Below are 20,926 nucleotides of genomic sequence, written 5' to 3' on the forward strand. Positions count from 1 at the left end.
GTGGAACATGCTCTGTTAGGGGCAGTGCCATTGGACAGCAGGATGCATATGGATTACCACAGCCCCTACTTCTTCGGTTACCTCATCGGTGCCTTGCACCTACTCGGGGCTATCGCCGCTACGCATGCGGTGCTCACCGTGCGCACTGCCCAGGGGGCAATCGCCTGGGCCTTGTCGCTGCTCTTTATCCCTTACTTCACCTTGATCCCGTACCTGATATTCGGCAGTCGCACATTCGACGCCTACATTCAGGCCCGGCGCCAGGCCAACCGCGAAATGCATGTGGCCATGGCTGACCTCAACTGGCGACCCTGGGTCGACGAAGCCTTGGCGGCACGCAACTCCGAATCCTATGGCGCGCTGCGGGCCATGCCCAGGTTGGGCCGGATGCCTTGCTTGGCGAATAATCAGGTACGGCTGCTCATCGACGGCAAAGCAACCTTCGATGCAATCTTCGCCGCTATTGAACAAGCACGGGATACGGTGCTGGTGCAGTTCTTCATCATCCACGACGACAACCTTGGCCGCGCCTTGCAAGCGTTGTTGCTCAAGAAAGCCGCCGAGGGGGTGAAGGTCTATGTACTCTACGATCGGGTTGGCAGCCATGCCCTGCCCTCCGCTTACAGCCAGACCCTGCGCGACGGCGGCGTCAACATTCGTGCGTTTGCCACACGCCGAGGCTGGTTCAACCGCTTCCAGGTCAACTTCCGCAATCATCGAAAGATCGTCGTGGTGGATGGTGTACAAGGCTTTGTCGGCGGTCACAACGTGGGGGACGAGTACATGGGTGCCAAACCTAAACTCTCTCCTTGGCGCGACACTCACGTACAAGTCAGCGGCCCGGTGCTGGCTTGCCTGCAAGAGTCCTTCGCGGAGGATTGGTTCTGGGCCGCACGGCAGCTACCGCCGCTGATCCTGCCCGACACCTACCCCGAAGATGGCGTGCTCTGTCAGGTACTGGCCAGCGGCCCAGCCGACCCTCAGGAAACCTGTTCGCTGTTCTTTGTCGAAGCCATCCACTCGGCGCGTGAACGGCTGTGGATCACCAGCCCCTACTTCATCCCCGATGAAGCGGTGACCGCCGCCTTGCGTCTGGCCGTGCTACGCGGTGTGGATGTACGCATCCTGCTGCCATCGCGCGCAGACCATCGCATCGTCTATGCCGCCTCCAGCTTGTTCGCGTTCGAAGCGGTGCGCGCTGGCGTTCGGATGTTCCGTTACGGTCCGGGGTTCCTGCACCAGAAGGTGGTGCTCATCGACAACGAGATCAGTGCCATTGGCAGTGCCAACTTGGACAACCGCTCGTTCCGACTCAACTTTGAAGTGATGTTGCTGACGGTCGACCGAACCTTCTCCGATCAGGTCGAAGCCATGCTCATCCATGACTTCGAACTCGCCCGGGAAATCACTTCCGAAGACAGCCAGGACACCCATCGCCTGCAGCAACTGGGGATGCGCATTGCCCGACTGATCTCGCCGATTCTCTAGGCTTGTCTAGCGGTAAAGATCCTCGCGGGTCAGCGGCAGATCGTGGTGTCCATCAGCGAAAGGTTTGACCGCGAGGATTTGGTGCAGGTTGATCCGGCCCTTGGCGAAGGCGTAGGAACAACCCGCCAGGTACAGGCGCCAGATGCGCAGTGCTTTTTCCGGCACCAGCGTCGAAGCCTTCTGCAACTGGTTCTCCAGTCGGTCACTCCAGTGCTGGAGCGTACGCGCATAGTGCAGGCGTAAGCTTTCGACATCGACAATCTCCAGGCCCGCTTCGCTGATACGGGCAGAGATCATCGACAAGTGTGGCAGCTCGCCGTGGGGAAACACATAACGCTCAATGAAACTCCCCGCACCCCGCCCTACGGGACGGCCATCCACATGCTTGGCGGTGATGCCATGGTTCATCACCAGGCCACCCTCACGCACCGCACCGAACAGGCGCTGGCAGTACAACGCCAGATTGGCATGGCCGACGTGCTCGAACATACCGACGCTGACCACCTTGTCGAAGCGGCCATCCTGAGGCAGATCACGATAGTCGAGGATCTGTAGATCGACCTGCTTCTGTAACCCTTCAGCCTTGACCCGTTGGCGACCCAGCTTGAGCTGCTCCTTGCTCAAGGTGATACCAAAGACCTTGGCGCCAAATTCGCGCGCAGCAAAGCGCGACAACCCGCCCCAACCGCAACCGACGTCGAGCAGGTAGTCGCCCTTCTGCAAGCGCAACTTGCGGCACAGATGCTCGAACTTGTTTTGCTGGGCTTGCTCCAGGGTGTCCTGATCGCTTTTGAAGTAAGCGCAGGAATAGGCCATGTCCTGGTCCAACCACAGCTGATAAAAGTCGTTGGACAGGTCGTAGTGGTAGGAGATCGCCGCCTCATCGGTGGCCTTGTCGTGCTCACGGCGCACGGGTTGGTTGTCGACTTCATCCTTAAGCAGCGCTTCACTCAATTCATCGCAAACCCGAATCACCTCACTGATGGTGCCCTCCAGCTCCAGCTTGCCTTCAACGAAGGCAGCGCCCAGCTCGTCCAGGCTTGGATGGGTGAGCTGTGAGATCAGTTGTGGATCCTTGACCAGGATGGTGACCTGCGGCTTGGGCCCCAGATCGAACTCATGACCATCCCACAGCTTCAGGCGCAGTGGCAGTCGCAGGCTTTGCAGAACAGGTGGAAGTTGCGAAAGCATGAAGGGAGCCTCCCTTTCTTCGTCGGTCGTCACCGCAAAAGGGTAGTTCATCTGCGGAAAACTTCAGCTCATCATGACCATAGTCTGAGCCTATTCCCTCTGTTCCAGACCCTCCCAGAGCACTCTACCCACACGATAAATTGTATACAATCAGTCGCCTGGCAGACTAATCTTGGCGCCATTGTCGATTCTTCATCCTGGAGTAAAACAATGAAAACCTATGATGTGGTGATCATCGGCGGTGGCCCCGGCGGCTATAACGCTGCTATTCGTGCCGGCCAGTTGGGCCTGAGCGTAGCTTGTGTGGAAGGCCGTGCAACCTTGGGCGGGACCTGTCTGAACGTCGGTTGCATGCCATCCAAGGCGCTCCTGCATGCCTCGGAACTTTATGAAGCAGCCGTCGGCAGCGAGTTCGCCAACCTCGGTATCGAGGTCAAGCCGACCTTGAATCTCGCGCAGATGATGAAGCAAAAAGATGAAAGCGTGACCGGCCTGACCAAGGGCATCGAGTTCCTGTTCCGCAAGAACAAGGTCGACTGGATCAAGGGTTGGGGTCAGTTGGCAGGGCCGGGGCGAGTCAATGTCAGTGCCGAGGATGGCAGTGTCACTAAACTGCAGGCCAAGGACATCGTCATCGCGACGGGCTCCGAGCCAACCCCGTTGCCAGGTGTGACCATCGACAACAAACGCATTATCGACTCCACCGGCGCCTTGTCGTTGCCCAACGTGCCCAAGCACCTGGTGGTGATTGGTGCGGGAGTGATTGGCCTGGAGTTGGGTTCGGTGTGGCGGCGCCTGGGTAGCCAGGTCACGGTGATCGAATACCTGGACCGCATCTGCCCAGGCACCGATGAAGAAACTGCCAAGACCCTGCAGCGCGCACTGGCCAAGCAAGGCATCAGCTTCAAGCTGGGCAGCAAGGTCACTCAAGCCACCGCCTCAGCAGAGACCGTCAGCCTGAGCCTGGAACCTGCCGCAGGTGGGGCCAGCGAAAGCCTCGAAGCAGACTACGTACTGGTCGCCATTGGCCGTCGCCCTTACACCCAGGGCCTGGGTCTGGAGAGCGTCGGCCTGGAAACCGACAAGCGTGGCATGCTCAGCAATGAACATCACTGCACTTCAGTGCCAGGCGTGTGGGTGATCGGTGACGTGACCTCTGGCCCGATGCTCGCGCACAAGGCCGAAGATGAAGCAGTGGCCTGCATCGAGCGGATTGCCGGCAAACCCCATGAGGTCAACTACAACCTGATTCCCGGGGTGATCTACACCCGCCCGGAACTGGCCAGCGTTGGCAAGACCGAAGAGCAGCTCAAGGCCGAAGGCCGCGAGTACAAAGTCGGCAAGTTCCCTTTCACCGCCAACAGCCGGGCCAAGATCAACCATGAGACCGAAGGCTTCGCCAAAGTCCTGGCCGACGCCAAGACCGACGAGGTACTCGGCGTACACCTGGTCGGCCCGAGCGTCAGCGAAATGATCGGTGAGTTCTGCGTGGCCATGGAGTTCTCGGCGTCGGCGGAAGACATCGCCCTCACCTGCCATCCGCACCCGACCCGTTCCGAAGCCTTGCGCCAGGCGGCGATGAACGTCGAAGGCATGGCCATGCAGATCTGACCTCAGTCAGCTCGCAGCTCTGACCTGCTCACCTGCGGCGCTGGTCGCCGCAGGTTCAGCAGCAGGTGGGCGAACAAGCCAAAGATCAGCCCCCAGAACGCCGCCGACAGGCCCAGAAATGACATCCCCGAAGCCGTCACCAAAAAGGTGATCAGCGCCGCTTCTCGATCGCTCGGTACACTCATCGCCCCTGCCAACGCGCCGCCAATCGCACCGAACAAGGCCAGCCCGGCCAACGCGGCGATCAGGGCTGCTGGAAAGGCAGTGAACAGTGAGACCAGCGTTGCCCCGAACACGCCCAGCAACAGGTACAACACACCGCCGCTTACGCCTGCCCAATAGCGCTTGCGCGGATCGTCATGGGCTTCGCGGCCTGTGCAGATGGCTGCCGTGATCGCCGCCAGGTTCAGGCCATGACAACCAAAAGGCGCCAGCAGCACACTGGCCAAGGCATTGCTGGCAATGATCGGACTGGCTGGCGTTTGATAGCCGTCATTGCGCAACACGGCGATACCCGGGACAAACTGCCCGGTCAGCGCCACCATCACCAGCGGCAGGCTGATGCTCAACAGCGCATGCCAGCTGAACGCTGGCAGGGTCCAGACCGGCGTCGCCAAGCCGACCACCAGTGCAGAACTATTCAATTCGCCACTGAAGACAGCGATGCTCACCCCACACACCAGTACCGCCAATACCGCATAGCGCGGCGCCATGCGCTTGAACAGCAGGTAAGTGACAAACATCGCTAACACCAGCAACGGCTGCGACTTCAACGACGTGAACAAGCCCGTACCGAAGCTGAACAGGATGCCCGCCAGCATCGCGGCGGAGATCGCCGGGGGCAGCTTGCTGACGACCCGGTCGAAGGCACCAGAAACCCCCACCACAAGGATCACCAGGTTGGCGACGATGTAGGCACCGATCGCTTCAGCAAAAGCAATATCCGGCAGCAACGCCACCAGCAAGGCCGAGCCCGGCGCCGACCAGGCAATCACCACTGGTACTTTGAAGCGCAGGCTGAGCACCACACCCAGTACCCCACTGCCGATGGAAATCGCCCAGACCCATGACGACAGTTCAGCTGCCGACAACTGTGCGCTGTGGGCAGCCTGGAAAATGATCACCAAGGGGCCGGCGTAGGAAATCAGGGTGGCGATGAAGCCGGCGACCAAGGCAGAGAGGGAGAAGTCCTGGAATACATTCTTCATGTTGTTTCTTATTGTCATGATGGCGCCCCCGAAAGTATGGGTTCGGGATAGGCATCATCGCTGGCAACGCCAGCCCCCACAAGAACACTCCCGGTACTTGTGGGAGCCGGCCTTGCCGGCGATGGGCTCAACCCGACGTCAAGCGTCCTGCAACGCCCGCGGCCGCTGGCTGCGCGCTTCACTGGCAGGCTTGGGCGCACTGAGCAGCTGGAAGTCAAAATCCATCTCGGCAAATCGCCCTTCTATACCGCGCGCATCGGCGGCTGCCGCATCCTCGACAAAACGCAGCTCGCCAATCAGGCCATCACGGGTGGCGTAGGCGAAGTCGTCCCACAGATACTCATCACCCGCCAGGTTGATCTGGGTGGTCAGGTGCCGGTAACCCGGAGCCGAGATGAAGAAGTGGATATGCGCCGGGCGATTGCCATGGCGGCCAAGCTGATTGAGCAGTTCCTGGGTCGGCCCGTCTGCTGGGCAACCGTAACCCGAGGGGACGATGCTGCGCGCTCGGTAGCGGCCCTCGGCATCGGTAACAATGCGTCGACGCAGGTTGTAGTCCGACTGGGTGCTGTCGAAATACGAGTAAGTACCCTGGGTGTTGGCATGCCACAGGTCCACCACCGCACCGGCCACCGGCTGGCCCTGCTCATCCAGCACGCGCCCCTGAAGAAACATCACCGTGCCCGGATCAACCCCATCGTCCATCCGCACTTCGCCTTCGGCCATCGGTGCACCCGCCACATACAGCGGCCCTTCGATGGTCCGCGGGGTGCCACCGCTGATACCGGCTTCGGCATCCTGAGCATCCAGTTGCAGGTCCAGGTAGTGTTCAACACCAAGCCCTGCCACCAGCAGGCCTGCTTCCTGGCGACTGCCCAGACGGTTCAGGTAATCCACTGCCTTCCAGAACTCATCCGGGGTGATTTGCAGGTCCTCGATGATGCGCGCCACATCGTTGACGATGCGGTTGGTCACCCGCTTCATGCGCAGGCTGCCCAGGTCGTTGTTAAGGCCGCTGACTTCTTCGAAGAATTTCTGGATATCGGCAGTGTGAGCAATTTTCACGGTCATGATGGTTTACCTCGAATTGTTGTTATCGGCACTTGGTGTTCAGCGGTCGTCGCTGTGGATTGATGACGGATGGCGGCACAGGCCGTTGATTTCGATGGCCATGTAGGGGAACAGCGGCAACTGCATCAGGGTGTCGTGCAGCGCCTCGATACTGGGCAGGTCGAACACGCTGTAGTTGGCGTAGTGGCCCGCAATTCGCCACAGGTGGCGCCAGCTGCCTTCGCGCTGCAGGCGTTGAGCCAGTTCTTTTTCGTCAGCCTTGAGCCGGGTAGCGAGGGCCGGGTCCATGTCCAGCGGCAAGTTCACGGTCATTTTCACGTGGAACAACATGGCATCTCTCCTTACTTGCGGCTGAAGAACGCCAGGCGCTCTTCATCCAGGGTCAGGCCCAGGCCTGGGGTGCGGGGTACGTGCAGAGCAAAGTCGCGATAGACCGGCGCTTCGATAACGATCTCTTCGGTCAGCAGCAGCGGGCCGAACAGCTCGGTGTGCCAGGTCAGTTTGTTCAGGGTGACAAAGGCGTGAGCAGCGGCCAGGGTGCCGATGGAGCCTTCGAGCATGGTTCCACCGTATAGGGCGATCCCCGCTGCTTCGGCAATCTGTGCGGTGCGCAGTACGGCACGCGGGCCACCGTTCTTGGCGATCTTCAAGGCGAAGATGCTGGCAGCACCGTCGGCCGCCAGACTAAAGGCGTCCTCGACGCTTTCGATCGATTCATCGGCCATGATCGGCGCCGGACTGCGCTGGTTAAGACGTACCTGGCCGGCCCGGTTGATGCGCGAAATTGGCTGCTCGACCAGGTCAATACCGTTGTCACCCAGCACCTGGCAGGCGCGAATCGCCTGGGACTCGTCCCAGTATTGATTGACGTCGACGCGCACACTGGCGCGCTCGCCCAACGCGCGTTTGATGGCAATCACATGCTTGAGGTCATGGGCGACTTCGTTGGCGCCGATCTTCAGCTTGAAGATGCGGTGGCGACGCAGGTCGAGCATCTGCTCGGCTTCGGCAATGTCTCGCGCGGTGTCGCCACTGGCCAGGGTCCAGGCCACCTCCAGGCTGTCGCGCACACGCCCGCCCAGCAGTTCGCTGACCGCCACACCGAGACGCTTGCCTTGAGCATCGAGCAATGCGCTTTCGATGCCGGAACGGGCAAAGGTGTTGCCTTTGATCACCTTGTCCAGGCGTTGCATGGCGGCATTGATGTTGCTCGCGTCCTGGCCAACCAATAATGGCGCGAAGTAGCTGTCGATGTTCTGCTTGATGCTTTCCGGGCTTTCGTTGCAATAGGCCAGACCACCGATGGTGGTCGATTCACCAAGGCCTTCAATGCCATCCGAACACTGCAGCCGGATGATCACCAGGGTCTGCTGCTGCATGGTGTGCATCGCCAGCTTGTGCGGGCGAATGGTGGGCAGGTCGACGATCAGCGTCGAGATGCGTTCAATCAGGGGATGACTCATTTAAATCTCCAGGCGCCGCTCAACCGAGGTCGCCGCCGCCGACCGGCAACACCGTGCCGGTGATGTAGGAAGCCTCGTCGGAGGCCAGAAAGAGGATCGCGCCGACCTGCTCGTCGAGGTTGCCGTAGCGCTTCATCAGGCTGCTATCGAGGGTCTGATCTACGATCTGCTGGTACCAGACTTTTTCCTCGGCACTTTGCTCGGTGCTGTTGCGCGGGACGCGGCGCGGCGGTGCTTCGGTGCCGCCCGGTGCTGTAGCGTTGACCCGCACGCCACGGCCTGCGGTTTCAAACGCCAGGCAGGCGGTCAGCGCATTCACGCCACCCTTGGCCGCGCCGTACGGCACGCGGTTGACGCTGCGCGTGGCGATAGAAGAAACGTTGACGATGGCGCCCCTGCCGCGTTCAAGCATGTACGGCAACGCCGCATGACAGCACCACAGGGTGGGAAACAGCGAGCGGCGTACTTCGGCTTCGATCTGTGCCGCTTCGTAGTGCTCGAAGGGCTTGGCCCAGATGGTCCCACCGACGTTATTGATCAGTACGTCGAGGCGACCGAAACGCTCTACCGCAGCCGCCATTACTCGACTGCATTCGCCGTATTGCTCAAGGTCGGCGGTCAGGCTCAGCACACCGTCACCTTGCAGTTCATGCACCAGTTCTGAGCGGTCTACAGCCACCAGCGTCGCACCCTCTTCAAGCAAGCGCTCACACAATCGGCGACCGATCCCCTGCGCCGCGCCAGTAACCAGCGCGACCTTGTTGGTGAATCTGTTCATGACAACCTCGAATAAAAAAGGGACCGACCGTACCCGCACGATGCGTCCGGCCCCATAAAACGGGTTCAGGCAGCGGCGGCGGCAAATTTTTCGTAGTAGAAGTTCGCCGGGCTGATGCCCTGTTCGCGGATGTACTGGCTGACCGCTTCGACCATCGGCGGCGGACCACACAGGTACACGTCGACATCGCCTTCGTTAAGGTGACGTGGCTCGATGTGCTGGGTGACATAGCCCTTGAGCGGGTGCTGGCTCTCGGGGTTGGCCACGCAGGCACTGAAGCTGAAGTTGGGAATGCGCGTGGCGAAGTCCTGCAGACGATCGAGCTCGACCAGATCGAAGTCGTTGGTTACGCCATAGATCAGGTGCAGTGGATGCTCGCTACCCTCCTCGGCGATCTTCTCGAGCATCGCGGTGAACGGCGCCAGCCCGGTGCCACCGGCCAACAACAGCAGCGGCCGGCGAATTTCACGCAGGTAGAAACTGCCCAAAGGACCAGCCAGAGTCATGCTGTCGCCGGCTTTGGCCAAACCGGTGAGGAAGCTGCTCATCAAGCCGCCCGGCACATTGCGAATCAGGAAACTGACCTCGCCATCCTTCTGTAGCGAGCTGAAGGAGTAGGCGCGGGTCTGTTCACTACCGGGCACGCCGAGGTTGACGTACTGCCCTGGCAGAAACGCCAGGCGGCTCAGCGCTTCGCCTTTGATCGACAGGGCTATGGTGCTGTCGGAGAGCTGGCGCACGGCACTGATGCTGGCCTGATAGCTGGACTGCTCGGTCTTGCAGACCTGCGACGATGCCGGCACCCGCACGACACAATCACTTTCTGCGCGCATCTGGCAGGTCAATACATAGCCCTGGGCAGCTTCTTCCTCGCTCAAGGCATCTTCGATGTATTCCTGGCCCTGGTCGTAACGGCCGGCCTCGGCAAAACATTTGCAGGTACCGCAAGCGCCATCACGGCAGTCCAGCGGAATGTTGATGCCCTGGCGGTAGGCGGCGTCAGCCACGGTTTCGTCAGCAGTGGCGTCAATGAAACGGGTAACCCCGTCCTCGAAATTCAAGGCGATCTTGTGCATGGCGCACCTCGCAGAAAAGCTGGATTCAGATGTGATAAACGTCGATGACCTGACGCACGTAGTCGTTCTTGAGCACCACCTTCTTGGCCTTGATCAGCGGCCGCTCGCCGCGCACATCAAGGGTGTAGAAACTGGTGCCGAAGTGACTGTCCACGGTCTTGTAGCGAAAGCTCAGGGTGTGCCAGTTGAAGCGCACCTTGCACAAGCCTTCGCCCTGCTCCAGCAGTTCAATGTTGCTGATGTTGTGCGAGGTCCGCGTGTCGGGCATGGTCGCGCTTGAGCGTTCGGTCTTGATCCGGAACACCCGGTCTTCCAGGCCGCCGCGGTTGCCGTACCAGATCAGCGAAATTTCCCGTTGCGGGTCTTCGGTGAGCTGGTCGTTGTCATCCCAGGCCGGCATCCAGAAGGTGGCGTCGGCGGCGTAGCACTCCAGCCAGTTATCCCACTGGCTGTCGTCCAGGTAGCGCGCCTCTTCGTAGAGAAAGTCGCGCACGTGCTCGAAGGAGATGCTCATTGCACGGCCTCCACTGGGATCAGTTCCTGCTCGGCGGCGAGCGCCTTGAGCATGGTTTCCTGCCAGTACTTGTGTTGCAGCACAAACAGGCCTTCGTCTTCGGTGCGTACGCCGCTCAGTTGCGGATGCAGATCGATTTCCTGGGCAGCCGCATCAGCGCCTTCGACCCAGTGGGTAGCGCCACGGGACATGTCGTTCCAACCGCGCCCGCCCTGATAGCCCATCTGGCAGGAGCGGAACTCTTCAAGGTCATCCGGGGTGGCCATGCCGCTGACGTTGAAGAAGTCTTCGTACTGACGGATACGTTGCGACCGGGCCTCGTCACTCTCGCCTTTGGGCGCAATGCAATAGATGGTGATCTCGGTCTTGTCCACGGCGATTGGCCGAGCGATACGGATCTGCGAGCTGAATTGGTCCATCAGGTAGACGTTCGGGTACAGGCACAGGTTGCGCGAGTTCTCGATCATCCAGTTGGCGCGCGCCTGGCCAAAATCGGCTGCCAGCTCATCGCGACGCTCGAACAGCGGGCGATCCTCGGGGTTGGCCCAACGGGTCCAGAGCAACAGGTGACCTTTGTCGAAGGAGTAGAAACCACCGCCGCTTTTGGCCCAGCCACCAGCACTCATGGTTTTCACTTCACCACCGGCCTCGCGCTGTTTGCGCTGGTTCTGGGTGGCGGCGTAATTCCAGTGCACGGCACTGACGTGGTAGCCATCGGCGCCATTCTCGGCGGTCAGCTTCCAGTTACCCTCGTAGATGTAGGAGGACGAGCCGCGCAGCACTTCCAGACCTTCCGGAGACTGGTCGACGATCATGTCGATGATCTTTGCCGACTCGCCCAGATGCTCAACCAACGGCACCACGTCCGGGTTCAGGCTACCGAAGAGGAAACCGCGATAGGACTCGAAGCGGGCGACCTTGGTCAAGTCGTGAGAGCCTTCGCAGTTAAAGCTCGCCGGGTAGCCGGCATCAACCGGATCCTTGACCTTGAGCAGCTTGCCGGAGTTATTAAAGGTCCAGCCGTGGAACGGGCAGGTATAGGACGAGCGGTTTCCACTCTTGTGCCGGCAAAGCATCGCACCGCGGTGGCTGCAGGCATTGAGGAAGGCGTTGAGCACGCCATCCTTGTTGCGCGCGATGAAAATCGGCTGGCGCCCCATGGTGGTGGTGAGAAAGTCGTTCTTTTCAGGAATCTGGCTTTCGTGGGCAAGGTACAGCCAGTTGCCCTCGAAGATGTGTTTCATTTCAAGATCGAACAGACGGGGGTCGGTGAACATCTCTCGCTTGCAGCGATAGACGCCCTTCTCCTGATCTTCTTCAAGCAGGGCATTAACGTAATCGAATCCCAGGGACATGGCCGGGGCCTCCGTTGTTATTGTGTTCAGGCCATGTCAGGTTAAGGAGCGCGAGAAACGGCAAATATCCGCTTTGTGCAGACCTTTATCCGTTTTCTGCAAAGTGTCAGGAACGACGCTTGAGGGTATCGGAGGGCAGTTCGCCGAACAGCGACTTGTAGTTTTCCGAGAACCGGCCCAGGTGAACGAAGCCATAGTCCATGGCAAGTTCGGTGATGCTGCGCACCGGGCAGTTGGAGTCGGCAAGGCAGGCGTGGATGCGTTCGAGTTTCTTCTGGCGAATGTAGATTTTTGGCGTGGTAGCGGCATTGCGTTCGAACAGCGCATAGAGCGAGCGCAGGCTCATGCTGGCCTGACGCGCCAATTGCTCGCTGCAGATATCCAGCTTGAGGTTGCCTTCGATGTAGCCGGCAATCCGGTCGAAGGTCACGGCTTGACTGTTCAAGGCTTCACGGCTGACGTTGGTCGGCATCAAGGTCAGCATCTTGCTGGCAACGATCTGGCTGTAGTGCTCCTGCACCCGCAGCAGCGGCTCACTGGCTTCGGCTTCGTGACAGACCATGGCCAATAACCCAGCAAACCCTTCCAGCGCCAGCAACTGGTAGTGATTCTGAATAAAGCGTACGCCTTCACCGGGACGCTGCCAGCGTTGTTCATCGCAAACACTTTCAAGCAAGCGATTGGGCAGTTTGAGAATGAATTTTTCGCAGTCGGCCGAATAGGCCAGATCCACCGGCTCGTCCGGATTGATCAACAGCAGCTCACCGGGCCCCAGCAAGCGCTCATCGCGACCACGTCGCCACAGGCAATGGCCGCGCAGCAGAATTTGCAGGTGAAAGACGTCTTCCAACGCAGCCGACATCACCCGCACTTCGCCACCGTAGCTGATCCGGCACAGATCGAGGCTGGCGAATTTGCGATGATCGAGGCACGCCTCGGGATGCCCGTAACGCGGCAGGCGGATGTGGTGCACGCCCACATGCTGATTGACATAGGTCGACACGGCATAAGGATCGGCACGATCGAAAACCCGGCTGCGCTCGCTGAGCAGGGGACTCTCCATACCAGGACACTCGTTGTAGTTATCCTGCGAGTCTAAGCGATAGCAGCACACTGCGACCAATCCCGGGATGGACGGTGTGTTTCCAATCAAGACTTGTAGCAGCCACTGACTTGCTTGATTTTGTGGGAGCAGGCAAGACCGGTTCCCACAGGCATAAGCGTTACAACAAGGTCCAGGTGTAACTCAGAATCACCCGATTTTCATCAATATCCGAGCGATAGTTCGACCGCGCCATGGCATTGCGCAGACGGATCCCCAGCCCTTTGAACACACCGCTCTGCACCGCATAGCCCAGGTCCAGATCACGTTCATGCTCCTTGCCCTCAAAGCCCAGACCGGTGTCAACGTTGTTGCCCTTCAGGTAGCGCACGGTGGCGGTCAACCCTGGTACGCCCATGGCGACGAAGTCGTAGTCATAACGCACCTGCCAGGAGCGTTCATCGGCATACGAAAACTCATAGGTCGGCACTTCGTTACCCAATGGTGAAATGTTCGGAAATACTCGAGGAAAAGCGTTCTCGCCAAATATTCCCTGATAACCCACGCTGAACGTATGCCCGCCACGCTTGGCCGACAGCAGCGAATAGAACGCCTGGTTGTCGATGTCGCCGATACGGCTTTCGCCCTGCTCCTTGGCGCTGAAATACCCAATGTTTGCCCCTAACACCCAATCGCCCACCGGCTGACTGTGCTTGAGCCCGACAAAACCCTGCTGATAGATATCCTCAAGTCGGCCATACCAGAGGCTCAAAGTGCTGCGGTTGGCGTTGAAGCTGTAGTCGCCCCCGGCAAAATTGAAGGCATCACTGTCGGCCTGACGCTGCGGTAAGTGTCCAAGCATGGCTATCAGCTTTTCATCACCGGCTTCGTTGCGCAGGCTGGTGGAGCTCAGGTGCCCAGCCTGCAAGGTCAGGCCATTAATCTCGGATGAGCTGATGCTGGCGCCTTGGTAGGTTGGCGGCAGCAGGCGTGAATCGTTGTACTGCAGGATCGGCAGATTGGTCTGCAGTTCACCGACCTTGAGTTCGGTTTTTGAGTAGTGCAGCTTCAAAGTGGCGCCTGCCCGGCTGTATTCATCCGCCGCGCGGCCATCGTCCTGAACTGGCAGCAGGCCGGTACCGGTGCGGTCAGGGCTGCTGTCGAGCTTGATGCCGAGCAGGCCGATGGCATCGAGGCCAACGCCAACGATTCCCGGGGTGTAACCTGACTTGAAATTGAGGATGAAGCCCTGCCCCCACTCCTCGGCCTTGGACTGTTGATTGGCGCCGACTATGCCGGAGAAATCACGGCTGAAGTAGTAATTGCGCGCTTGTAGCGTCGCCGTGGCGTCCTTGAAGAAGTCCGGTTCGGCGGCCTGGACAGAGAAACTCAGGGCGAGCGAAGTTAGCAACCCGGCTGGACGGAGGTTGTTCATGATGAGGTGCTCTTTTTATTGTTGTTTTTGATTTAAGAACTGCGGCGTCTGCATCGCGGGTTCGGCTAGACCGCTGACTGCAACTCAGCGTGGGCCTGCGCCACACTCCGACTGGCAAACACCATCATCGCGACCGCCGCCACGGCCCCCGGCACGGCAAAAGCCATGAAGTTCAGCGCCAGCGGCAGCTGAATCCCCAGCAGCAGACCGCCCAGAATCGGCCCAACAATCGCCCCACTGCGACCAATCCCCGACGCCCAGCCAAGGCCCGTGGAGCGAATGCCCATCGGGTAGTACTGAGCGACACAGGCGTACGCCAGAATCTGCGTGCCGATTGTGGTGGCCCCTGCAATGGCAATTAGCAGGTACAGCACTGCTGTCGGGCTCTTGAAACCCAACAGGCTGATCGACAACGCTGCCAGTGCAAAGAACACCACCAGGACCCGGTCGAGCCTGAAGCGATCACCAATCCAGCCGCCGCCCACCGCGCCGAAAATCGCACCGAAGTTGAGCACAAGAAGAAAAGCCAGGCTCGAGCCCAAACCGTAACCGGCATTGTTCATCAGTTTTGGCAGCCAGGAGTTGAGCGCATAGACCATCAACAGGCAGCAGAAGAACGCCACCCAGAGCATCAAGGTGCTCAGTGTCCGGCCTTCACGAAACAACTGCGGCACCGAGCCACCGTCCTGAGCACCGGTGACCACCTCCAGGCGATCGCCCGGCTGCGGTTGATAACTGGGCTCTACCCGCTGCAGCAGTTGGCGGGCTTGTTCAGTACGTCCCTGACGCACCAGAAATCCCAGGGATTCGGGCAAAAAGCGCAGGATCAACGGCAACAGCAGCAAAGGGATGATTGCCACGTAGAACACCGACTGCCAGCCAAACGCCGGCAACAGAACGATGCCCAAACCTGCGGAGAGCATGCCGCCGACCGAGTAGCCGCTGAACATGATCGCCACCAGGGTGCTGCGCATGCGCTTGGGGGCATACTCGTTCATCAATGCCACCACATTGGGCATCACCCCGCCGATGCCCAAACCCGCCAGGAAGCGACAGATGCCAAACTCGGTAGGGTTGCGGGCAAAACCATTGAGCACAGTGAAGCCGCTGAAGAGGATCACACAGATCATGATGGCTTTCTTGCGCCCGATGCGGTCCGACAGCGGCCCGAACAACAAGGCACCGAACATCATGCCAAACAGCGCGTAGCTGCCCAGGGCACCGGCCTGCAACGGGGTCATGCCCCACTCCTGCATCAACGCCGGCAACACCACGCCATAAATGACCAGGTCATAGCCGTCGAAGATGATGATCAGCGCGCACCAGAACAGCACCCGCCAGTGAAAGGCATTGAACTTGGCCTGATCGATCAGGCTATTGATATCGATCGCTCGCATGTGGCGTGTCTCTTTTGTTGTTGTTATCGAAACCCGAATGGCGAACCTGTCGAGCAGTGTTCGCAGCCTCAGGTTAGGAGCAGTACAAAAGGGCCAATAGCCGTTTCCTGCGAATCGCTATCCAGTTTGCGCAAGGGCTGACAAGGTGTCAGCGATGCCGTTTGAAGGTGGCCGACGGCAGCTCGCCGAAGCGTTGGCGATAGCTCTCGGCAAAGCGCCCCAGGTGCAAAAATCCGTAGTCCAGAGCGATCTCGGTGACGTTGCGCACCGAGCTTGCCGGGTCCTGCAAGGCAGCATGAATCCGCTCAAGCTTGCGCTGGCGCACATAGCCCTTGGGTGACAAGCCGGCATGCCGTTCGAACAAGGTGTACAGGGAACGCTCACTGACCCGCGCCACATTCATCAGTTGCGCAACACTGATGTCCTGCTCCAGATGGGCATCGATGTAGGCCGCCAACTGTTCAAACGAATGGGTTTGCTGCACAGGTTCAGCACGCTGCACGTTGTTGCCCAGCAAACTGAGCAGCTTGCTGGCAACGATGCGTCCGTAATGCTCCTGTACCTGCAGCAGCGAGTCAGTAGATTCCGCCTCTGCGCAGATCAACCCGAGCAGGCCGATAAACCCTTCCAGCTCCCCGGTGACATGACGCGCACGGCTGAAGCGAATGCCGCCATCGGGCAACTGCCAGCGCTGCTCCAGGCAAGCCTGCTCCAACAAGTTGACCGGCAGCTTGAGGATGAACTTCTCGCAGTCGGCAGAATACGTCAGGTCTACCGGATCGTCCGGGTTGATCAGCAGTAGTTCTCCGGGCACGTAGTGATGCTCGTCGCCACGACAGCTGGACCGGCAATGGCCCTTGAGCAGAATCTGCAGGTGATACAGGGTACCTAGCGCGGGCGAAGTAATCCGTGCCTTGCCACCGTAACTGAGGCGGCACAGATCCAGGCTGGCAAATTTTCGGTGATTGATGCTCGCCTGCAGGTCGCCAGTCCTGGGCAAGCTCAGGCTATGACCACCGACATGCTGATTCACATACTCGGACACGGCATAAGGGTCGGCGCGCTGAAACACACAACTACGCTCGCTCAACAGGTGGCTGCTCATGGGCTGCCCTCTTCTTATTCTGGCTGGATGATATCCACAGGGTCTGGTTATCCACAGAGCGCCAGCTTGCGTCAGCCACAGCAGGCAGTCCAATATCTGTTGGGTAGGCAACAATACCCAGGAGGTATCATGGAACTGCGCCATCTGCGTTACTTCCGGGTGCTCGCGCAGACCCTCAACTTCACCCGCGCTGCCGAGCAATTGCACATTGCCCAACCGCCCTTGAGCCGGCAGATACGTCAGTTGGAGGAAACCCTGGGGGTCGAGCTGCTGGAGCGCAGCCGTCCACTGCGCCTGACCGAAGCTGGGCGCTACTTTTACGAACAAAGTGCGATGCTGCTTGATCAGCTTGAACAGATTTCCGAAGGTACGCGGAGGATAGCCAATAGCGAGCGACAATGGCTGCGCATTGGTTTCGCCCCTTCGACCTTGTATGACCTGTTACCGGAGCTGATTCGCCAATTGCGCCGCAACGAAGCGTTGGAGCTGGGTCTGCAGGAAATGATCACCCTGCAACAGGTCGAAGCACTAAAAGCCGGACGCATCGATATCGGCTTTGGTCGCATCCACATCAACGACCCAGCCATCGACCAGCAGGTACTGCGCCAAGACCCGCTGGTGGTGGCCCTGCCCTGCGGCCATCCGTTGATCGGCCAGCCGATTGATCTGGTGCGCCTGGCCTTTGAACCTTTTGTCCTCTATCCGGCCACGCCGCGTCCGAGTTATGCCGATCACATCATGGCGTTGTTCGCCGGCCAAGGGCTCGCGGTGCACGTTATCCAGTGGACCAACGAGCTACAAACCGCGCTCGGTCTAGTGGCCGCGGGCCTGGGGATAACGTTGGTGCCCGCTTCGGTCCAGCGCCAGCACCGCGACGATATTGTTTATGCACCACTGAGCGAATCAGCGGCGGTTTCACCGATTATCCTCAGTCGCCGCCTTGGGGATAACTCGCCGCAGGTCAGGCATTGCCTCGAACTGATCAAGCGCATGGCCGACCACTAAGATCGGCCACACACCACTTATCCAATGGCCATAGTTTTATCCACAGGCCCGGAGTAGAAGCGTTCAGCCAGGAATGGGGTGATATCCACAGGCGAGGTTTCCTCGTGCAGTGCCTTGTCGATCATCACCCCGGTGATCGCCGAGGTCAGGATACCGGTGCGAAAGTGTCCACAGGCATTCAGATAACCGGACACCTCCGGCACCGGTCCAAGGATGGGCAACTCATCGGGAGATCCCGGCCGCAAGCCGGCCCAGGTACGTTTGAGATTGATCTGCGCCAGCTGCGGAATACAGCGAATTGCGCCCTGCACCAAGCCGTTGATTTCCGGGAAGGTGTTGCTGACGTCGAAGCCCTTATCTTCGGTGGTGCTGCCTATCAGGATTTCGCCGTTGTCCTTCTGCGCCATGTAGCAATCACTGGTGGTCAGGCAACCCTGCAGCAGCTTGGGCATGCGCTCGGTGAGAATGATCTGGCCCTTCACCGGAGAAACCGGAATGCGCAGGCCTGTGGCCTGTTCACTGAGTTCAGCTGCCCAGGCACCGGCGGCATTGATCAAGGTCTGGCAATGAAAGGTGCCTTCTTCGGCGGTCAGCACACCACTGACCCGCGAACCTTGGTGCAGCACACCGGTGACATTGGTGTTGTGGAAAAGATCCACACCATTCTGGCGCGCGGCTTCCATATAGGCATCCGCCAGGCGGAATGGGCTGACTTGGTGATCACAGAGAAACTCCAGAGCACCACGCGCCTGATGGCTGACCGCCGGTTCCGCCCGGCGCAGGGTCTGGCGATCGAGCCAGTGCACCTGCTCGGCCAGGTGCGGGATTTGCGCGACGATGTGTTCGGCGTACAGCTGGTCTTCATCGTCGTAGATCACATACTTCAGGCCTGTGCGTTCGAACTTGAAGTCCATGCCGTGACGCTCGATCAACTCTTGGTGCAGCTGTGGATAAAGTGCATTGGATTGCAGGGCAAAGTCGAAAAACGACTGCGGCAGGATATGCGGCGTACTGGCATCCACGGCCACGGCAGCACCGTGTGCCTGGCGCTTATGCTGGGCCGACATCATCCGAAAGAAAATCACCCCGCAGCCCAGGCCAACCGACTCACCTATCGCCCATAAGCCACCCGCCGAAGCCCGCGTAGCATTGCCGGGGCGTTTGGCATCAATCAGGGCGATCTTCAGATTCTTGCGTTTGGACAGCTGATAAGCGCAGGAGGCGCCGATAACGCCACCGCCGGCAATGACTACGTCATAGGTTCTGTTCATGCGTTAGGCCTCCGTGCCAGCTTGCTGAAATGCCGAGAACGGAATCGGGTCGATCGGAAAGCGCGGGCGTAGCCAGCCGACATCAACGCGGCCAGTGGCTTGGCGCAAACGGTCGCTGCAATACCCCACGCACATACGCCCCTGACAGTCGCCCATGCTCACCCGCGTGCGCATTTTCAACCCGGCCATGTCTTGCACACCCTGCTCCAGGGCCAGGTCGATATCACTTCGAGTCACGTGTTCACAGCGGCAGATCACCGTATCAGCCTGGGGCAAATCGATCTGCCGCGTCCCCCGCCGGGTATAACGTTCTACCCCGGCACGAAAGCGCTTGATGGCTGCCAACTGACCCAGATACTGCTCGCGCAGTTCGATGGCCTGCTCGGCATTGAGCACTTCGCGCTGCAACAGGATCGACACCGCAGCAATGCGCCCGGTCAGCATGGCGGCCTCACCACCACGGATACCGCCCATGTCGCCGGCCAGATGAATGTGTGGCTGGCTGCTCTGTTGCCAGACGTTACTCTTCGCGCGCAGATAACCGTCATCACTGAAGCCATGCTCCAGCCCTAACTGCTGACTTAATTGAGTGCGTGGGATGAAGCCGTAGCCTACCGCGAGCGTTTGCGCAGATTCACGCTGGGCGCGACTGTGGTCGGGCTTCCAGTTGTTGTCATAAGGCGCCACGATGACTTGGGCAAGCTCGCCTTCACCCTTCGCCTCAACCACACCCCAGCCGTAATACATCGGAATGCCATTGAGCTTCATGTAGCCAAGCATGCTCAAGCCATCGAGGAACAATTGCGGCTTGTTCAGCAGTGCCAGACTCTCTTTGGCGATTTTGCCGAACGCGCACGCCTCATAGACACCGGCAACTTTCGCCCCGGCGGCGTGCAGTTGGCAGGCCACCAGCGGCAACAATGGGCCGGTACCCGCAATCACCGTGCTGCCCAACGGTTTGACGACACCGCTCTTGATCTGCAACTGCAAGCCACCGAGCAACTGAACGCCGGGCAGGGTCCAGCCTGGAAACGGGATGTTGCGCTCGTGGCATCCCGCCGACAGCACCAGGTGCGAGTAGTCGATTTCGTGCAACGTTTCTTCACCGTCAAGCACCATCAAGCGCTGCTCATCACCGCCGACTACCCGGTGATTCAGGCGCAGGTCGATGCGGTCAGCGCAGGCGGCGAATTCCTTATGCAGGGTTTTCAGCGCTTTGCTGTAGCGCGCGCCCAGATAGCCCAGATCAACGCCTTCGCGCAGTGGCCCGCGGTACACAACCCCGCCTGGCCGCGAGGCCTCATCGAACAACAGACTGGACACGCCGTGACGCGCCAATTCGATAGCAGCGGCCATGCCTGCCGAACCGCCACCCACAATCACAGGACGCAGACTCATAGTGCCTCCTGCTCGGTAATACGGTTGCTCAGGGTTTCCACCTGCATACCGGGCTGAACCACGGTCTGGCAGGCGCGACGTTTAGGTCGGCCGTTGATTGAAACCAGGCAACAATGACACACGCCCATGCCACAAAAAGCCCCGGTCAATTGAGCGTGATCGTTGCGCGCCACCTGGCGCAGCCCCACAGCGTTGAGCACGGTCAGCACCGTTTCGCCGGAAGCGACTTCGACCGGTTGGCCGTTGAGATGGATGGTCATGTCAGCCCGCGACAGGGGCTGGATGTCGAGTTTTCGATCCAGTGTTTGCATAGCGCCTTTCGTCCGTGAAAAGGGTTTGGGACTAAGAACACTATGCCAATAACGGTCTCAATTCCTTGACCTAGGCCAACAACCAGACCTCCTGATCATGCTTTCGTATCGTTCCATCGAAGGATGCAAAACCGCGGTAGGTAAAAAAGAGCAATGTACCCAAACAGCAGGAAGACGGGAATTAGGCTGATCACGGATATTACAGTG

General features: G+C 59.5%; 19 protein-coding genes. 3 read left to right on the top strand and 16 right to left on the bottom strand.

Annotated features, from left to right (window positions below):
* Positions 1–48: 48 nt before the first annotated feature.
* The gene (gene cls, locus CX511_RS00535) at positions 49–1,488 is read left to right on the top strand and encodes a cardiolipin synthase (protein WP_045186274.1); all 1,440 of its coding nucleotides are present in this window, start codon (positions 49–51) and stop codon (positions 1,486–1,488) included.
* A 6-nt stretch (positions 1,489–1,494) separates the two neighbouring features.
* Here cls and cfaB read toward each other — a convergent pair whose 3' ends face one another.
* Positions 1,495–2,679: a C17 cyclopropane fatty acid synthase CfaB gene (gene cfaB, locus CX511_RS00540; RefSeq protein WP_045186276.1), complete on the bottom strand. Its 1,185-nt coding sequence runs from the start codon at positions 2,677–2,679 to the stop codon at positions 1,495–1,497.
* Positions 2,680–2,889: 210 nt separating this feature from the next.
* Between cfaB and lpdA the strand changes: the two genes are divergently transcribed.
* Entirely contained in the window at positions 2,890–4,290 is a 1,401-nt protein-coding gene (gene lpdA / locus CX511_RS00545) for a dihydrolipoyl dehydrogenase (RefSeq protein WP_101293856.1), read from the top strand.
* 2 nt (positions 4,291–4,292) lie between these two features.
* Here the strand turns inward: lpdA and CX511_RS00550 are convergent, their stop codons facing one another.
* The 12 genes from CX511_RS00550 to CX511_RS00605 all read right to left on the bottom strand — a co-directional run bounded on the left by CX511_RS00550 (position 4,293) and on the right by CX511_RS00605 (position 16,734).
* A complete protein-coding gene (locus CX511_RS00550; RefSeq protein WP_101293855.1) occupies positions 4,293–5,498 on the bottom strand; it encodes a benzoate/H(+) symporter BenE family transporter in 1,206 nt (401 codons plus the stop codon).
* Positions 5,499–5,636: 138 nt separating this feature from the next.
* A complete protein-coding gene (gene catA / locus CX511_RS00555) occupies positions 5,637–6,569 on the bottom strand; it encodes a catechol 1,2-dioxygenase (protein WP_045186283.1) in 933 nt (310 codons plus the stop codon).
* A 39-nt stretch (positions 6,570–6,608) separates the two neighbouring features.
* The gene (gene catC / locus CX511_RS00560; RefSeq protein ID WP_045186284.1) at positions 6,609–6,899 is read right to left on the bottom strand and encodes a muconolactone Delta-isomerase; all 291 of its coding nucleotides are present in this window, start codon (positions 6,897–6,899) and stop codon (positions 6,609–6,611) included.
* An 11-nt stretch (positions 6,900–6,910) separates the two neighbouring features.
* The gene (locus CX511_RS00565; RefSeq protein ID WP_101293854.1) at positions 6,911–8,032 is read right to left on the bottom strand and encodes a muconate cycloisomerase family protein; all 1,122 of its coding nucleotides are present in this window, start codon (positions 8,030–8,032) and stop codon (positions 6,911–6,913) included.
* Positions 8,033–8,051: 19 nt separating this feature from the next.
* Positions 8,052–8,810 (bottom strand): 1,6-dihydroxycyclohexa-2,4-diene-1-carboxylate dehydrogenase, encoded by a 759-nt coding sequence (locus CX511_RS00570; RefSeq protein ID WP_101293853.1) that lies wholly within the window; start codon positions 8,808–8,810, stop codon positions 8,052–8,054.
* Between the two features lie 65 nt (positions 8,811–8,875).
* Positions 8,876–9,886, bottom strand: a complete 1,011-nt coding sequence (benC, locus tag CX511_RS00575) for a benzoate 1,2-dioxygenase electron transfer component BenC (RefSeq protein ID WP_045186292.1) — start codon at positions 9,884–9,886, stop codon at positions 8,876–8,878.
* A gap of 25 nt (positions 9,887–9,911) precedes the next feature.
* Entirely contained in the window at positions 9,912–10,400 is a 489-nt protein-coding gene (benB, locus tag CX511_RS00580; protein ID WP_045186294.1) for a benzoate 1,2-dioxygenase small subunit, read from the bottom strand.
* Positions 10,397–11,755: a benzoate 1,2-dioxygenase large subunit gene (gene benA, locus CX511_RS00585; protein WP_045186296.1), complete on the bottom strand. Its 1,359-nt coding sequence runs from the start codon at positions 11,753–11,755 to the stop codon at positions 10,397–10,399. Before benA ends, benB begins: the two co-directional genes overlap by 4 nt.
* A gap of 106 nt (positions 11,756–11,861) precedes the next feature.
* Positions 11,862–12,818 carry an AraC family transcriptional regulator gene (locus tag CX511_RS00590; RefSeq protein WP_045186298.1) on the bottom strand — a complete coding sequence of 319 codons (957 nt, stop codon included), beginning with the start codon at positions 12,816–12,818 and terminating at the stop codon, positions 11,862–11,864.
* 160 nt (positions 12,819–12,978) lie between these two features.
* Complete coding sequence (locus tag CX511_RS00595; RefSeq protein WP_101293852.1) at positions 12,979–14,232, bottom strand: OprD family porin; 1,254 nt, start codon at positions 14,230–14,232, stop codon at positions 12,979–12,981.
* A 65-nt stretch (positions 14,233–14,297) separates the two neighbouring features.
* The gene (locus CX511_RS00600) at positions 14,298–15,629 is read right to left on the bottom strand and encodes an aromatic acid/H+ symport family MFS transporter (RefSeq protein ID WP_045186301.1); all 1,332 of its coding nucleotides are present in this window, start codon (positions 15,627–15,629) and stop codon (positions 14,298–14,300) included.
* A gap of 148 nt (positions 15,630–15,777) precedes the next feature.
* On the bottom strand, positions 15,778–16,734 hold the full coding sequence (locus CX511_RS00605) for an AraC family transcriptional regulator (RefSeq protein WP_101293851.1): 957 nt from the start codon (positions 16,732–16,734) through the stop codon (positions 15,778–15,780).
* 129 nt (positions 16,735–16,863) lie between these two features.
* On the opposite strand from CX511_RS00605, the gene CX511_RS00610 reads away from it, so the two are divergent.
* On the top strand, positions 16,864–17,739 hold the full coding sequence (locus CX511_RS00610; protein WP_045186305.1) for a LysR family transcriptional regulator: 876 nt from the start codon (positions 16,864–16,866) through the stop codon (positions 17,737–17,739).
* Positions 17,740–17,756: 17 nt separating this feature from the next.
* Here CX511_RS00610 and hcnC read toward each other — a convergent pair whose 3' ends face one another.
* The 3 genes from hcnC to hcnA are packed head-to-tail and all read right to left on the bottom strand — an operon-like array spanning position 17,757 to position 20,719.
* The gene (gene hcnC, locus CX511_RS00615; RefSeq protein WP_045186307.1) at positions 17,757–19,010 is read right to left on the bottom strand and encodes a cyanide-forming glycine dehydrogenase subunit HcnC; all 1,254 of its coding nucleotides are present in this window, start codon (positions 19,008–19,010) and stop codon (positions 17,757–17,759) included.
* 3 nt (positions 19,011–19,013) lie between these two features.
* On the bottom strand, positions 19,014–20,408 hold the full coding sequence (gene hcnB, locus CX511_RS00620; RefSeq protein WP_045186310.1) for a cyanide-forming glycine dehydrogenase subunit HcnB: 1,395 nt from the start codon (positions 20,406–20,408) through the stop codon (positions 19,014–19,016).
* Positions 20,405–20,719, bottom strand: coding sequence for a cyanide-forming glycine dehydrogenase subunit HcnA (gene hcnA, locus CX511_RS00625; RefSeq protein WP_045186312.1), 315 nt, complete (start codon positions 20,717–20,719; stop codon positions 20,405–20,407). The genes hcnB and hcnA overlap by 4 nt, the downstream gene beginning before the upstream one ends.
* Positions 20,720–20,926 lie beyond the last annotated feature (207 nt).

The organism is Pseudomonas sp. S06B 330 (genome assembly GCF_002845275.2).
In the GTDB taxonomy this organism is placed as follows: Bacteria; Pseudomonadota; Gammaproteobacteria; order Pseudomonadales; family Pseudomonadaceae; genus Aquipseudomonas.

Bases quoted from the DNA above. Each gene is read 5' to 3' on its own strand.
- CX511_RS00595 (WP_101293852.1), bottom strand. From the start codon at position 14,232: ATGAACAACCTCCGTCCAGCCGGGTTGCTAACTTCGCTCGCCCTGAGT.
- hcnC (WP_045186307.1), bottom strand. From the start codon at position 19,010: ATGAACAGAACCTATGACGTAGTCATTGCCGGCGGTGGCGTTATCGGC.
- benA (WP_045186296.1), bottom strand. From the start codon at position 11,755: ATGTCCCTGGGATTCGATTACGTTAATGCCCTGCTTGAAGAAGATCAG.
- cfaB (WP_045186276.1), bottom strand. From the start codon at position 2,679: ATGCTTTCGCAACTTCCACCTGTTCTGCAAAGCCTGCGACTGCCACTG.
- CX511_RS00610 (WP_045186305.1), top strand. From the start codon at position 16,864: ATGGAACTGCGCCATCTGCGTTACTTCCGGGTGCTCGCGCAGACCCTC.
- hcnB (WP_045186310.1), bottom strand. From the start codon at position 20,408: ATGAGTCTGCGTCCTGTGATTGTGGGTGGCGGTTCGGCAGGCATGGCC.
- lpdA (WP_101293856.1), top strand. From the start codon at position 2,890: ATGAAAACCTATGATGTGGTGATCATCGGCGGTGGCCCCGGCGGCTAT.
- CX511_RS00600 (WP_045186301.1), bottom strand. From the start codon at position 15,629: ATGCGAGCGATCGATATCAATAGCCTGATCGATCAGGCCAAGTTCAAT.
- hcnA (WP_045186312.1), bottom strand. From the start codon at position 20,719: ATGCAAACACTGGATCGAAAACTCGACATCCAGCCCCTGTCGCGGGCT.
- CX511_RS00565 (WP_101293854.1), bottom strand. From the start codon at position 8,032: ATGAGTCATCCCCTGATTGAACGCATCTCGACGCTGATCGTCGACCTG.
- CX511_RS00605 (WP_101293851.1), bottom strand. From the start codon at position 16,734: ATGAGCAGCCACCTGTTGAGCGAGCGTAGTTGTGTGTTTCAGCGCGCC.
- benC (WP_045186292.1), bottom strand. From the start codon at position 9,886: ATGCACAAGATCGCCTTGAATTTCGAGGACGGGGTTACCCGTTTCATT.
- CX511_RS00550 (WP_101293855.1), bottom strand. From the start codon at position 5,498: ATGAAGAATGTATTCCAGGACTTCTCCCTCTCTGCCTTGGTCGCCGGC.
- benB (WP_045186294.1), bottom strand. From the start codon at position 10,400: ATGAGCATCTCCTTCGAGCACGTGCGCGACTTTCTCTACGAAGAGGCG.
- catC (WP_045186284.1), bottom strand. From the start codon at position 6,899: ATGTTGTTCCACGTGAAAATGACCGTGAACTTGCCGCTGGACATGGAC.
- cls (WP_045186274.1), top strand. From the start codon at position 49: ATGGATTACCACAGCCCCTACTTCTTCGGTTACCTCATCGGTGCCTTG.
- CX511_RS00590 (WP_045186298.1), bottom strand. From the start codon at position 12,818: ATGGAGAGTCCCCTGCTCAGCGAGCGCAGCCGGGTTTTCGATCGTGCC.
- catA (WP_045186283.1), bottom strand. From the start codon at position 6,569: ATGACCGTGAAAATTGCTCACACTGCCGATATCCAGAAATTCTTCGAA.
- CX511_RS00570 (WP_101293853.1), bottom strand. From the start codon at position 8,810: ATGAACAGATTCACCAACAAGGTCGCGCTGGTTACTGGCGCGGCGCAG.